Source organism: Microbacterium lemovicicum (genome assembly GCF_003991875.1).
Classification (GTDB): domain Bacteria; phylum Actinomycetota; class Actinomycetes; order Actinomycetales; family Microbacteriaceae; genus Microbacterium; species Microbacterium lemovicicum.
Window position 1 is genome coordinate 415,293 of the sequence record NZ_CP031423.1, and the last position, 13,233, is coordinate 428,525.

A 13,233-nucleotide genomic window follows, 5' to 3' on the forward strand; every position below is an offset into this window, starting at 1 on the left:
GCGAAGAGCCGTGGCAGCCGGGGCGGCGGGATCGACGGTCAGCGCGGGAGGGGGCGCAGACGCGTCGGGATCGACGATCAGCGCGTGGTCACTGCGCGTTCGCGACGATCAGGGTCACTGTCATTCCTCACACTCGGGACAGGAGCGTGGCCACGATACCCGAGGTGCGCGCCGGATTCCAGGGGCAGGATGCCGCGGCATCCGCTCCTCGGCGACCGCCCCGCAGAGTCCTAGGCCTCGTCGAGGCGCTTGCGGAGGAAGACGTTGACGTCGTCGATCTCCTGGTCGGAGACGCTGTGGGTGAGGCCCGAATACACCCGGCCGCTGAGGTCGACGCGGCTCGGCAGCCACTCGGCCGTGTGGTCCACCAGCGCGAGGGGGATCACGTCGTCGGCGGTGCCTCGGCCCCAGAAGACCGGCGGACGCCGCTCGGCGAGGGCGTCGTCGCCCGGGAGGTCGCCCGGCGCCACGTAGCCGCTGAGGTTGACGACGAAGTCGATGCGCCCGGGGTCGAGCCGGAGCGCCTGCAGCGCCACCGCGGCGCCCTGCGAGAACCCGAGGAGTCCGACGCGAGAGCCGGATGCCGCGGCATCCAGCCACCGCAGTACTCCGCGTGCGGCGGCGGTCACCCTCCCGGGGTCGCGGCCGTCGAGGCCCCCGATCGGATACCAGGAGTGCCCCGGCGACGGCCACGGCGGAGCGAGCGGCGCCCGCGGCGCGGCGACGGCGAACTCCTCCGGCAGGAGGCGCGCGAGGGCGAACAGGTCGCGCTCGTCGGCGCCGTAGCCGTGGAGCAGCACGAGCAGCGGACGCCCGGCGCGGTCGCCGGGTTCGGCGGACCAGAGCACGGCGGACGGATCCAGGGGAGCGGTGTCGGAATCGGCGGCCATGCGCCCATCCTCCCAGCCGCCGCCGACGTCCGATCGGAGCCGTGAGGTATACAAGAGGCATGCCGGTGCGCACACCCGATCCCGACCCGAACGACCGCGACGACGAGGGCGCCCGCCGTGATCCGCTCTCGGGCATGAGGGCAGGCCAGGGCCCCCGCGACCTCAACGACGGCGGCTTCGGTTCGCCCGATCGCGGCAGCGCGGCCAATCCCGGGTGGCTCAGCGAGGTGGAGCTCGCCGAGGCGCGCCGTCGCCTCCCGATGCTCTACGTCGAGGCGATCCCGGTGCGCACAGACGGCATGGGGGCCGTCACCGATGTGGGCATCCTGCTGCGCGCGACCCCGATGGGCGAGATCACCCGCACCATCGTGAGTGGGCGGGTGCGCTACGGCGAGTCGATCCGCGACGCGCTCTTCCGCCACCTCGAGAACGACCTCGGGCCCATGGCCTTCCCGCTCCTGCCGCCGCAGCCGAACCCGTTCACGGTCGCCGAGTACTTCCCGCTCCCCGGCATGACCGCCTTCCACGACGACCGCCAGCACGCGGTGTCGCTCGCGTTCGTCGTGCCGGTCACCGGCACGTGCGAGCCGCGCCAGGACGCGCTGGAGGTCACCTGGATGTCACCGCAGGAGGCGGCATCCGACACCCTCTCCGCCGAGATGGAGGGCGGCAGGGGCACGCTCGTGCGACTGGCGCTGGCCAGCGTCGGCGCCCTGCGCTGACACGCGTCCTCCTCACTGGCTGTGTGTTGGGTGTGACCGCGGACGCGGCGCCCGCACCGGCGTAGCCTGAAGGCATGAGTCCTGCCCGCCGAGCCGCCCGCCGCCGCGCGCTGACCTGGACCGCCGCCGTCGGCGTCCCGGTGCTCGTGGGCGCCGCCATCCTCGTCCCGGTCGCCGCCAGCGGCGCGACCGACCTGCCCGACAAGACGCCGGCCGAGCTGCTCGCCTTCGCCGCGGCAAGCGACGTGACCGCGCTGAGCGGCACCGTCGAGCAGTCGTCCGATCTCGGCCTGCCCGACCTCGGCTCGCTCGCCGGTTCGACCGACGACGGGGCCTCCGCGGCCGACGCCGACGATCTGCTCGAACTGGTCACCGGGTCGCACACCGCCAAGGTCTACCTGAGCGGCGACAGCGCCCGCGTGCAGGTGCTCGACCAGCTCGGCGAGCGCAACGTCTACGTCGACGGCGCATCGGACCAGGCCTGGTTCGTCGACAGCGAGACCCGCACGGCGACGCAGCTCTCCTTCCCCGACGCGAGGCAGCACGACACGGCTCCGACCGACACGACGCTGCCCACGCCCGAGGCGATGCTCGACCAGGCGCTGGCGAAGCTCGATGAGACCACCGACGTCACCGTCGGCGCAGACGGGCGGGTCGCCGGTCGCGACGTGTACGAGCTGGTCCTCACCCCGCGCAGCCAGGACACGCTCGTCGGGGAGCTTCGGTTCGCCATCGACGGCGAGACCGGCGTGGCCCTGAGCGCATCCGTCACCGCGCGCGGCGCCTCCGACCCCGCGTTCTCCGTAGGGTTCACGCAGGTCGACTTCTCGGCGCCCGACGCCTCCGTCTTCGCGTTCACGCCCGGAGACGACGTCCAGGTCACGCAGAAGGACATCGCCCTGCCCGACGGCGACCACGCGAAGAAGCCGGCGGATGCCACGGCCCCGACCGTCTTCGGCACGGGCTGGTCGGCGGTCGCCGAGCTTCCCTCCCGCGGCTCGGGAGCGCTGGCCGACCTCGATCCCTCGCAGAGCGCGATGCTGAACAGCGTGACGACGGCGGTCGACGGCGGGCGCGTGCTGCAGACGTCACTCCTCAGCGTCGTGCTCACCGACGACGGACGCGTGCTCGTCGGCGCCGTGCCGGCCGACCGTCTCGTCGAGGCCGCCCAGACCGGCAGCTGAGTCCGTGACGACCGCCGACACGGCCGGCTCGTCCGATGACGGCCTGGCCGTGCAGACCGTCGGGCTGACCAAGCGCTTCGGAGCGCAGACGGCCGTCGACGGCATCGACCTGGCCGTGCCGCGCGGCTCGGTGTTCGGCTTCCTCGGACCCAACGGATCGGGGAAGACGACGACGATCCGGATGCTGCTCGGTCTGCTCCGCTCGACGTCGGGCGAGGCGCGGGTGCTGGGAGAGGACATGCCGGCGGCCCTCGACGCGGTGCTTCCGCGCGTGGGCGCGCTCGTGGAAGGCCCGGCCTTCGCGCCGTTCCTCACCGGCGAGCAGAACCTCCGCCGCTTCGACGCGGCCGATCGGCACTCCGCCCCCCGCACGCGCGATGCCCGCGTCGCCGCGGCGCTTGAACGGGTCGGTCTGACGCACGCCGCGAAGAAGAAGGCGCACGCCTACTCGCTCGGCATGAAGCAGCGCCTCGGGCTCGCGAACGCCCTGCTGATGCCGCGCGAGCTCCTCGTGCTGGACGAGCCGACGAACGGCCTCGACCCGCAGGGCACGCGCGAGGTGCGGGCGCTCATCCGCTCCTTCGCCGCCGACGGCACCACGGTGTTCGTCTCGAGCCACCTGCTCGCCGAGATCGAGCAGCTGTGCAGCCACGTCGGTGTGATGAGCGGCGGACGGCTCGTCGCGCAGGGCACGCTGGACGACTTCCGCGGCGCCGGCGCACTGCCGCGCGTGCGCGTGCGCACCCCCGACGTCGACGCCACGCGGGCCGTGCTCTCGGAGCGGGGCGTGACGACCGACGCCGGGGACGCGGCATCCGATCTCGACGTCGTCACCGGCGTACTGGCGGCCGACACGGTCGCCGAGGACCTCGTCGCCGCGCTCGTCGAGCGCGGTGTGCGCGTGCGCGGCTTCGAGCTGCTGGGGCAGAGCCTGGAGCAGCGGTTCGTACAGCTGACCGGGGAGGGCTTCGATGTCGTCGCCTGAGACGGGCCGGTCGGCCGGTTCCGGGGGCTGGGGCACGCTCCGGCTGCTCGGCAACGAGCTGTCGACGCAGTTCCGGCGGTGGCGCACGTGGGCCATGCTCGCGGCGCTCGCGCTCATCCCGGTCCTCATCGGCGTCGCACTGAAGCTCGTGGGCGGTTCCTCCCCGGGACGCGGCCCGGCGTTCCTCGACCAGATCACGAACAACGGACTGTTCGTCGGACTCGCCGCGGTGACCGTCGCGATCCCGCTGTTCCTGCCGCTGACGGTCAGCGTCGCCGCCGGCGACGCGATCGCGGGGGAGGCGAGCCACGGCACGCTCCGCTACCTGCTGATCGCTCCGGCCGGTCGCGTGCGGCTGCTGATCGTCAAGTACCTCGCCGCAGCGGTGTTCGGCATCGTCGCGTCCCTCACGGTCGTGCTGGTCGGCACGCTCGTCGGTCTCGCGCTGTTCCCGATCGGACCCGTCACGCTGCTGTCCGGCGCGCAGGTGCCGATCGGCGAGGGGCTGCTGCGGCTGCTGGCCATCGCGGCGTACGTCGCGGTGTCGCTCCTCGGCCTGTCCGCGATCGGCCTGTTCTTCTCCACGCTGACCTCGGTGCCGATCGGGGCGATGGCCGCGACGGCGATCCTCGCGGTGACGGCGCAGATCATCGGCGCGATCCCGCAGCTCGACGCGCTGCATCCCTGGCTCTTCACCGACCGCTGGCTCGACTTCGCCGACCTGCTGCGGGCGCCGGTCGTGTGGGACTCGTTCGTCTCGAACGCGCTCCTGCAGGGCGCCTACATCGTCGTGTTCGGAGCGGCCGCGATGCTGCGCCTGTCGCGCAAGGACATCCTGAGCTGACGGATGCCGCGGCTGCGGGCCCGGCGGATGGCCGCGGTCGGCGGCGAGCGGCGTTCAGCCGCCGGTCGCGCCGCCGCGGGCGCCGGTGGTGAGGTGCCCGAGCTCGGAGACGAACGCGTCGACGTCCTCCTCGGAGGTGTCGAAAGAGCACATCCAGCGCACCTCGTTGCGCGCGGCATCCCAGTCGTAGAAGCGGAAGCGCTCGCGGAGGCGATCGGCGACGCCGTCGGGCAGGGTCGCGAAGACGCCGTTGGACTGCGTCGGCTGCGTGAACGAGACGCCGGCGATCGAGCCGTCGGCCAGACCCGCCTCGACCGCGGTGCGCAGGCGCTGGGCCATCGCGTTGGAGTGCGTCGCGTTGCGCAGCCACAGGTCGTTCTCGAGCAGCGCGATGAGCTGCGCCGAGACGAACCGCATCTTGCTGGACAGCTGCATGTTGAGCTTGCGCAGGAACGTGAGACCGGTGGATGCCTCGGGATCGAGCACCACGATGGCCTCGCCCAGCATCGCGCCGTTCTTGGTGCCGCCGAAGCTCAGCACGTCGACGCCCGCGTCGCGCGTGAAGGCGCGCAGCGGCACACCGAGCGACGCCGCGGCGTTGGAGATGCGCGCACCGTCGAGGTGGAGGCGCATGCCGAGGCTGTGGACGTGGTCGGCGATCGCGCGGATCTCCTCGACCGTGTAGACGGTGCCGAGCTCGGTCGACTGGGTGATGGAGGCCACCAGCGGCTGCGCCCGGTGCTCGTCGCCCCAGCCCCAGGCCTCGCGGTCGATGAGCTCGGGGGTGAGCTTGCCGTCCTCGGCGGGCACGGTCAGGAGCTTGATGCCGGCGACCCGCTCAGGGGCGCCACCCTCGTCGACGTTGATGTGCGCGGTGGAGGCCGCGACCACGGCGCCCCAGCGGGGGAGCATCGACTGCAGGCCCACGACGTTGGCGCCGGTGCCGTTGAAGACGGGGAAGGCCTCGACGCCGTCGCCGAAGTGCAGGGCCATGACCTCCTGGAGTCGGGCGGTGTAGACGTCCTCGCCGTACGCGATCTGGTGTCCGCCGACGGCGGCCGAGATCGCCTCCAGCACCTCGGGGTGGATGCCGGAGTAGTTGTCGGAGGCGAAGCCGCGGACGGCCGTGTCATGGAGGGGCGAGTGCGTCACCCACCCAGCCTAGATCGCCCTCCCGGGCCTCCGCCCCGCCCGGTCGGGGCCGCCGCCGCTCGCAGGCGACGCTGGGGGTTTCGCGTGTCGGGGGTTCGTGGTTGCCTAACGGTATGAGCAGCGACGACGACGTCGCCGCGGCCCGGCCGGCACCCGCCGTGCCAGGGCCGCCGGGCGGCATGCGCACGTTCTTCCACGTCCTCGTCAACACGATGATCGCGAACGTGACGACGAGCTTCCTGTGGTTCGGGCTGACGTTCTGGGCCTACCTCGAGACGCAGTCCGTGCTCGCCACCGGGCTCATCGGCGGCGCCTACATGCTGCTCGTCGCGGTGTTCTCGATCTTCTTCGGCACCATCGTCGACCGCCGCCGCAAGCACCGTGTCATGGTGCTCTCCAGCGTCGTCTCGCTGGCGTCGTTCCTCGCGGCGGGCGCCCTGTGGCTGTCCTTCCCCGAGGCCGACATGGCCGACCTCGGTCAGCCGTGGTTCTGGCTGTTCTCGGCGATCATCCTCTTCGGCGCGGTCATCGAGAACATGCGCAACATCGCGCTCTCCACGACCGTCACCCTCCTGGTCCCGGTCGAACGCCACGCGAACGCCAACGGCCTGGTGGGCACGGTGCAGGGCATGGCCTTCATCGTCACGAGCGTCTTCAGCGGTCTCGCGATCGGCCTCGCCGGCATGGGGTGGACGCTGGCGATCGCCGTGGCGTTCACGCTGGTGGCGCTCGTCCACCTCGTCTTCGTGCGGATCCCCGAGGACAAGCCCGCGGCCGCCGACGGCAGGGCGCCGGCCATCGACCTCCGCGGCAGCATCACCGCGATCCGCGCGGCGACGGGTCTGTTCGCGCTGATCGTCTTCTCGACCTTCAACAACCTCATCGGCGGCCTCTACATGGCGCTGATGGACCCGTACGGTCTCACACTCTTCCCCGTCGAGATCTGGGGCGTCGTGCTCGGCATCAGCGCCACCGGCTTCATCGTCGGCGGGCTCGCCATCGCCAAGTTCGGTCTCGGCCGCAACCCGATCCGAACCATGCTGCTCCTCGTCGTCGTGATGGGGGTGCTCGGCTCCCTCTTCACCATCCGCGAATGGCCCTGGCTGTACCTCGTCGGCATCTGGCTCTACATGTGCCTGATCCCGGGCGTCGAGGCGGCGGAGCAGACGGTCATCCAGAAGGTCGTGCCGTTCGAGCGGCAGGGGAGGGTGTTCGGCTTCGCCCAGGCGTTCGAGGCGGCCGCGGCCCCGATCACCGCGTTCCTCATCGCGCCGATCGCGCAGTTCTGGATCATCCCCTACATGGACTCCGCCGACGGCCGGAGCACCTGGGGCTGGCTCCTCGGCGGCGGTGAGGCGCGCGGCATCGCCCTGGTGTTCCTCTCCGGCGGCATCCTGACGGTGCTGCTCGCGGTGCTGGCCTTCCGCACGCGTGCGTACCGCCAGCTGTCCGCGCTCTACCAGGACGAGGGCGGATCAGTCCCCGCCGCCGAGGGCGACGACGGTGCCGTTGACGTCGGCGGCGTCCGACCGCCACAGTCCGACGAACGCGTCGGCGAGCGTCGACTCGAGTCCTGACAGCGCCTTCACGCGGAAGACGACGGATGCTGCGACCAGCGGCTCTCCGGCATCCCGAGCCGCCTTCGCGAAGCCCTGCCCCACGGCGCGCGCCCATGCCTCCGAGGCGGCCTTCACCGCCGCGTAGTTCGCGCCGCCGGCCAGCGGACGCTCGACCGCGGTCGACGAGACGATCGCCTCGCGCGCTCCCGTCGACCCGCGCAGGTCCGCGTCGAAGGCGCGGCTGACGTGCCGCAGAGCGGTGAGCGACTGCTCCAGCGCGCGATAGTCGTCGTCGCTCTGTCCCGCCAGACCGCCACCGCCGCGCCATCCGCCGACGAGGTGGAGCACACCGTCCAGGCGCACGCCGTCCGCCCGCAGCCGGTCGGCGAGGTCGGCGACCGACTCCTCCTGCCCGAGGTCGGCGACCTCGACGCGCGTGCCGGGCACCGCTTCCGCCAGGTCGTCCAGCTTCGATCGGTCGCGCCCGACGGCGATGACGTCGGCGCCCGCGTCGGTCAGAGCGCGTGCCGCCGCGAGACCGCTCGCGCTCGTCGCGCCCGCGATCAGCACCGTGCGACCGGCGACACCGCCCGACGAGGCGCCGCTCGCGGCGTCAGCCGATGCGGCGACCGAGCCGTGGGTCTCAGGCATCGCCGGCCCGGATCCCGGCCGTGGACTCGATCACCGGGCGCATCTTCTTCTCCAGCGCCTCGAAGAACATCGACAGCGGGAACTCGTCGTCGCGCACCTGGTCGGTGAAGCCCTTCGGCGGGCCGGACAGCACCTCGTCCGACAGGCCGCGTGCCCACGCCGAGGCGGGGTGCGGGGTCAGCGTCGACGACACGAGGTCGTAGGCCGCCAGCCAGTGCGAGGTCTTCGGCCGGTCGATCGACTTCCAGTAGAGCTCGTCGATCGCATCGCCCAGGGCCACCACCGCGGCGGGCACGGCGTCCCAGTCGAAGGCGAGGGCGGTGTCGGTCCAGTGCAGCACGCCGCGCTGGTGCAGCCAGGCGAACAGCAGCTGGCCGCCGACGCCGTCGTAGTTGCGGGTGCGCGTGCCGGTGATGGCGAAGCGGAAGATGCGGTCGAAGATCACCGCGTACTGCACCAGTCCGGCGTGCTCGAGCGTCTCCGCCTCGACGGCCGACAGCTCCGCGCCGGCGTCGCGGCGCGCGCGCAGGCGCTGCTGTATGGCCACGCTCTCGCGGAAGGCCGTGAGGTCGCAGCGCAGCTCCTCCAGTGAATAGAGGAAGTACGGCATCCGCTGCTTGATCATGAACGGGTCGAACGGCAGGTCTCCGCGCATGTGCGTGCGGTCGTGGATGATGTCCCACATCACGAACGTCTTCTCCGTGAGCGCCTGGTCGTCAAGCATGCGCGCGGCGTCGGCCGGCAGGTCGAGCTTCGTGATCTCGGCCGCGGCCCGCACGACGCGACGGTAACGCGCGGCCTCGCGGTCCTGGAAGATGGCGCCCCAGGTGAAGGACGGGATCTCGCGCATCGCGACGGTCTCGGGGAAGAGCACAGCGGAGTTGGTGTCGTAGCCCGGCGTGAAGTCGATCAGGCGCAGCGAGACGAACAGCTTGTTGCCGTAGTCGCCGGCCTCGAGCTGCGCGATGAACTCGGGCCAGATGACCTCGACCAGCAGCGCCTCGACCAGGCGGCTCGACGAGCCGTTCTGCGTGTACATCGGGAAGACGACGAGGTGGCGGGTGCCGTCGACGCGCTGTCGCTGCGGCTGGAAGGCGAGGAGCGCGTCGTAGAAGTCGGGGATGCCGAAGCCCGCGGCATCCCACCGCCGGAAGTCCTCCACGAGAGCCTCGAGGTAGTCCGCGTCGTGCGAAAAGGCGGGAGCCAGCGCGCGCACGGAGGCGACGATGGTCGCGACGTGCGTGCGGGCGGCGTCGTGATCGGAAGCGTCCGGCACCGACCCGTCCGCGGTCTGCAGCGACTGGAGTGCGGTGGCCGCGGCCTTGAGCCCTGCCCACGCCGCGGAGGTCTCCGCGAGCGCCGCGTCCTCGACGACCTCGGGCTCTCCGACGATCGAGTGAGCGGCACCGAGGGGCTGCGTCTGGCTGAAGGACATGGGGAACCTCCGATCAGGAAGGGTCGGCCGCGGGTGCGGCGAGGCGGAAGCGCGGGTGCACAGGATCCATTGTGCGGGATCTGCCTCGGAAAAGGAATTCTTCCGGTCGAGACGCCGATCCATGGGTATCCTTACGGCCATGGCGGATCAGAACGGCTCGGTGGCCGACGGACTCGACGCGGTCGACGTCCGCATCGTCGGGGCCATCTCCGAGGACGCGCGGGCCACGCTCGCGCACCTCTCGGCACGGGTCGGCCTCTCCGTCTCGGCTGTGCAGTCGCGCCTGCGGCGTCTGGAGTCCCGCGGCGTCATCACCGGCTACCGCCCCGTGCTCGACGCGGAGGCGGTGGGTCGGCCCCTCTCCGCCTTCGTCGAGATCACGCCGCTGGATCCCGCGCAGCCCGACACCGCCCCCGAGCTGCTGGAGCACCTCGACGCGATCGAGGCCTGTCACTCGATCGCCGGCGACGCCAGCTACATGCTGTTCGTGCGCGTGCCCACGCCCCGCGCGCTGGAAGAGCTCATCCGCGACATCCGCGCGGCGGCTGCGGTGAACACCCGGACGACGATCGTCCTGCAGACCTACTACGAGAACCGGCCGATCGTGCCGGCGCCCGCTGTCTGACGGAGTGCGCACGCCGGACCGGATATACCTCTGCAGGCGGATGCCGCGCTCCAGCGCGCTCGCGTAGCGTGACAGCGTGTTCCGCCCCCTGACCCCGACGCGCCTGACCGTCGACATCGTCGTGGCCGCCGTGTTCTTCGCGATCACGAGCTGGTTCCACATGCCCGGGAGCGGCACGGTGCAGATCGCGCTGGGGCTGGTCGTGTCGGCGACGATGGCCGCCGCGGTCGGCCTGCGCCGCGTGTCTCCGGTCCTCGCCCTCACGGTCGCGTGGGTCGGCGCCGGCGTGCAGATGGCGGGCGGGCTCCCCCCGATGCCCAGCAACCTGGCCGTGCTCGCGGTGCTGTACGCGACGGCGGCGTACGGCACGCGCGCCGTCTTCTGGGTCGGGTTCGCGTCGTCGCTCGTCGGCGCGGCGGTCATCACCGTGTACCTCTTCGCCACCTCGCTCAGCTTCTCCCTGGGGGTCGACGACGCCGTGCTGTCGCTCGCCTTCGTCACCTACGTCGCGGCGACGTTCGGGCTGCTCCTGGCCTGGACGGCCGGTGCGCTCGTGCGCACCGCGCTGCGCGCACGCACCACCCGGCGGGCGCAGCAGCGGGCCGAGGCGGAGGCGATGGCCGAGGCGGAGCGGGTCGCGATCGCGCGCGACATGCACGACGTCGTGGCCCACTCGCTGGCCGTCGTGATCGCGCAGGCCGACGGGGCGCGGTACGCGGCATCCTCCGATCCGTCGGCGGCGCCGGCCGCGCTCGCGACGATCTCCTCGACGGCCCGCGCGGCGCTCGCCGACGTGCGACTGCTGCTCACCCAGCTCCGCCACCGCGAGGGGGACGGCCCGCAGCCGACGATCGCGGACCTCGAGGAGCTCTATGCCCAGGTGCGCGGAGCCGGCGTCGCCCTCCGTGTCGACGTCGACCCCGCGCCTCCGGGCGAGCCGCCCGCCGCAGTGCAGCTCGCGGTCTACCGGATCCTGCAAGAGGCGCTCACGAACGCCCTGCGGCATGGCACCGGCGAGCCCGTGCTCGTCGCGCTCTCGTGGCACGCCGACCGGGTGCAGCTGTCCGTCACCAACCCGGTGCGCGCCGCGGGCCGCCGCCCGGACGCGGGACACGGCCTGATCGGCATGCGGGAGCGGGCGTCGCTCGTCGGCGGCACCCTCACCGCCGCGGAAGCCGGTGGCCGGTACGTCGTGACGGCGAGTCTCCCGATCGGCGGACGCGCATGAGCGCGGAGCCGATCCGCGTTCTCCTGGTCGATGACCAGGTGCTCTTCCGCGCGGGCATCCGCATGCTCGTCGACTCGCAGCCCGACCTGACGGTGGTGGGCGAGGCCGCCGACGGTCGAGAGGCCGTCGCCGCCGTAGGCTCCACCCGACCCGACGTGGTGCTCATGGACATCCGCATGCCCGTGATGGACGGGCTCGCCGCGACCGCGGAGATCCTGCGGAACGCGGATCCGCCGCGCGTGGTGATGCTCACGACCTTCGACCTCGACGAGGCCGCCGCCCGCGCTATCCGCGGGGGTGCGAGCGGGTTCCTCCTCAAAGACGCCGAGCCGGAGTTCCTCCTGGCGGCCATCCGCACCGTGCACGCCGGTTCGGCCGTGATCGCCGCCTCGGCGACGCGCGACCTGTTCGCCCACTTCGCGGTGCCCACCGCACCACCGGTGCCGCGGGAGTTCGACGATCTGACCTCGCGCGAGAAGGAGATCTTCGCCCTCGCGGCACAGGGGCTCTCCAACGCCGAGATCGCCGAGCGGGAGTACCTGTCGGAGGCCACCGTCAAGACGCACGTCAGCCGCATCCTCGGCAAGCTCGGGCTGCGCGACCGGGTGCAGCTGGTGGTGTTCGCCTTCGCCCACGGCCTGGCGACCGCGGCGGACTGACGGCGCGAGGGCCGGGCCGGGCGTCGCGGGCCGCGCTTAGGGTGAGGAGCGTGACCGGTCTCGTCCTCCGCGCGGCAGCCTGCGCCGGAGCCCTCGGACTCGCCGCGGTCGCCCTCAGCGGGTGCGTGCCGGAACCGCCCGCGGCGGGCCCCACCACGACCGCCACGCAGACGCCGAGCCCCACCCCGACCCTCTCCTGCGCCGAGCGGATCGTCGCAGACCTCACCCCCGCCGAGCGCGCCGGACAGCTCATCGTGGCCGGCCTCGGCTCGAACGAGGACGTCGGGCTCCTCGACCCGCTGGTCTCGTCGTACCACCTGTCCGGGGTCGTGCTGCTCAGCGGCTGGGACGGTGGTGCCGCCGTCGCCCGCGCCGCCGCCGACCACCTGCAGTCGCTCGCGGGCGACTCCACCGGTGGGCTCGGCCTCCTCGTCTCGGCCGATCAGGAGGGCGGGCAGATCCAGCAGCTCCGCGGCCCCGGGTTCAGCGATCTGCCCTCGGGCGTCGAGCAGGGGCTCCTCCCCGGCGACGCGCTGCGGCAGTCCGCCCAGTCGTGGGGCGCCGAGCTGGCCGCCGCCGGCGTGAACCTCAATCTCGCGCCCGTCGCCGACACCGTGCCCGCCGATCTCGGCCGCGGCAACCCCCCGATCGGCGGCTACGACCGGCAGTACTCGAGCGATCCGGCGGCCGCGGCATCCTCCGTCCGCGCCTTCGTCGAGGGGATGACGCAGGCCGGCGTCGCCACCACGGTCAAGCACTTCCCCGGCCTCGGGCGGGTGACCGGCAACACCGACGTCACGGCGGAGGGGACGACCGACACCGTCACCGGCGCGGGCGACGTCGGGCCGTTCGCGGCGGGCATCGAGGCGGGCGCCGGCGTCGTGATGATGAGCAGCGCCTTCTACACGCAGCTGGACCCGGCGAATGAGGCGGTGTTCTCCTCCGCGATCGTGACGGGCCTGCTGCGCGATCGGCTCGGCTTCGAGGGCGTCGTCATGAGCGACGACATCGGCGTGGCCGCGGCGGTGTCCTCGACCGCCGTGGAGGAGCGGGCGACGAAGTTCGTCGCCGCCGGCGGCGACATCGCGCTCACCGCCGACCCTGCTGCGGTCGCGCCGTTCCACGACTCCCTCATGGCCGCGATGGCCGCCGATCCGGCGTTCGCCGATCGGGTCGAGGAGTCCGCGACCCGCGTCGTGCAGCTCAAGATCGACCTGGGCCTCGCCTCCTGCGGCTGAGCGCGGATCATCCTCCCGATGTACGCGCGGGCGATCGGATGCCCCGCTCGGCCGATGTGCG

The 13,233-nt window shown here is 72.5% G+C and carries 13 protein-coding genes; 9 read left to right on the top strand and 4 right to left on the bottom strand.

Annotated features, from left to right (window positions below; translation table 11 throughout):
- Positions 1–230: 230 nt before the first annotated feature.
- Positions 231–890 carry an alpha/beta hydrolase gene (locus tag CVS47_RS01930; protein WP_127094575.1) on the bottom strand — a complete coding sequence of 220 codons (660 nt, stop codon included), beginning with the start codon at positions 888–890 and terminating at the stop codon, positions 231–233.
- A 59-nt stretch (positions 891–949) separates the two neighbouring features.
- On the opposite strand from CVS47_RS01930, the gene CVS47_RS01935 reads away from it, so the two are divergent.
- The 4 genes from CVS47_RS01935 to CVS47_RS01950 all read left to right on the top strand — a co-directional run bounded on the left by CVS47_RS01935 (position 950) and on the right by CVS47_RS01950 (position 4,625).
- Positions 950–1,612 carry an NUDIX hydrolase family protein gene (locus CVS47_RS01935; RefSeq protein ID WP_127094576.1) on the top strand — a complete coding sequence of 221 codons (663 nt, stop codon included), beginning with the start codon at positions 950–952 and terminating at the stop codon, positions 1,610–1,612.
- Between the two features lie 74 nt (positions 1,613–1,686).
- Entirely contained in the window at positions 1,687–2,796 is a 1,110-nt protein-coding gene (locus CVS47_RS01940) for a LolA family protein (RefSeq protein WP_127094577.1), read from the top strand.
- Between the two features lie 4 nt (positions 2,797–2,800).
- Entirely contained in the window at positions 2,801–3,781 is a 981-nt protein-coding gene (locus CVS47_RS01945) for an ABC transporter ATP-binding protein (protein ID WP_127094578.1), read from the top strand.
- A complete protein-coding gene (locus tag CVS47_RS01950) occupies positions 3,768–4,625 on the top strand; it encodes an ABC transporter permease (protein WP_127094579.1) in 858 nt (285 codons plus the stop codon). Before CVS47_RS01945 ends, CVS47_RS01950 begins: the two co-directional genes overlap by 14 nt.
- Positions 4,626–4,679: 54 nt before the next feature.
- Here the strand turns inward: CVS47_RS01950 and CVS47_RS01955 are convergent, their stop codons facing one another.
- Entirely contained in the window at positions 4,680–5,777 is a 1,098-nt protein-coding gene (locus CVS47_RS01955; RefSeq protein ID WP_127094580.1) for a threonine aldolase family protein, read from the bottom strand.
- Positions 5,778–5,956: 179 nt separating this feature from the next.
- On the opposite strand from CVS47_RS01955, the gene CVS47_RS01960 reads away from it, so the two are divergent.
- A complete protein-coding gene (locus tag CVS47_RS01960; protein ID WP_127097142.1) occupies positions 5,957–7,354 on the top strand; it encodes an MFS transporter in 1,398 nt (465 codons plus the stop codon).
- Here the strand turns inward: CVS47_RS01960 and CVS47_RS01965 are convergent.
- Both CVS47_RS01965 and CVS47_RS01970 read right to left on the bottom strand, forming a co-directional pair.
- On the bottom strand, positions 7,253–7,987 hold the full coding sequence (locus CVS47_RS01965; protein WP_127094581.1) for an SDR family NAD(P)-dependent oxidoreductase: 735 nt from the start codon (positions 7,985–7,987) through the stop codon (positions 7,253–7,255). The genes CVS47_RS01960 and CVS47_RS01965 overlap by 102 nt on opposite strands.
- Positions 7,980–9,422: a DUF6421 family protein gene (locus CVS47_RS01970; RefSeq protein WP_127094582.1), complete on the bottom strand. Its 1,443-nt coding sequence runs from the start codon at positions 9,420–9,422 to the stop codon at positions 7,980–7,982. Before CVS47_RS01970 ends, CVS47_RS01965 begins: the two co-directional genes overlap by 8 nt.
- A gap of 139 nt (positions 9,423–9,561) precedes the next feature.
- On the opposite strand from CVS47_RS01970, the gene CVS47_RS01975 reads away from it, so the two are divergent.
- The 4 genes from CVS47_RS01975 to CVS47_RS01990 all read left to right on the top strand — a co-directional run bounded on the left by CVS47_RS01975 (position 9,562) and on the right by CVS47_RS01990 (position 13,172).
- A complete protein-coding gene (locus CVS47_RS01975) occupies positions 9,562–10,047 on the top strand; it encodes an Lrp/AsnC family transcriptional regulator (protein WP_127094583.1) in 486 nt (161 codons plus the stop codon).
- 76 nt (positions 10,048–10,123) lie between these two features.
- Positions 10,124–11,275, top strand: coding sequence for a sensor histidine kinase (locus CVS47_RS01980; RefSeq protein WP_127094584.1), 1,152 nt, complete (start codon positions 10,124–10,126; stop codon positions 11,273–11,275).
- A complete protein-coding gene (locus CVS47_RS01985; RefSeq protein WP_127094585.1) occupies positions 11,272–11,934 on the top strand; it encodes a response regulator in 663 nt (220 codons plus the stop codon). The genes CVS47_RS01980 and CVS47_RS01985 overlap by 4 nt, the downstream gene beginning before the upstream one ends.
- A gap of 50 nt (positions 11,935–11,984) precedes the next feature.
- Positions 11,985–13,172, top strand: coding sequence for a glycoside hydrolase family 3 N-terminal domain-containing protein (locus CVS47_RS01990; RefSeq protein WP_241240241.1), 1,188 nt, complete (start codon positions 11,985–11,987; stop codon positions 13,170–13,172).
- The last annotated feature ends 61 nt before the right edge of the window (positions 13,173–13,233 follow it).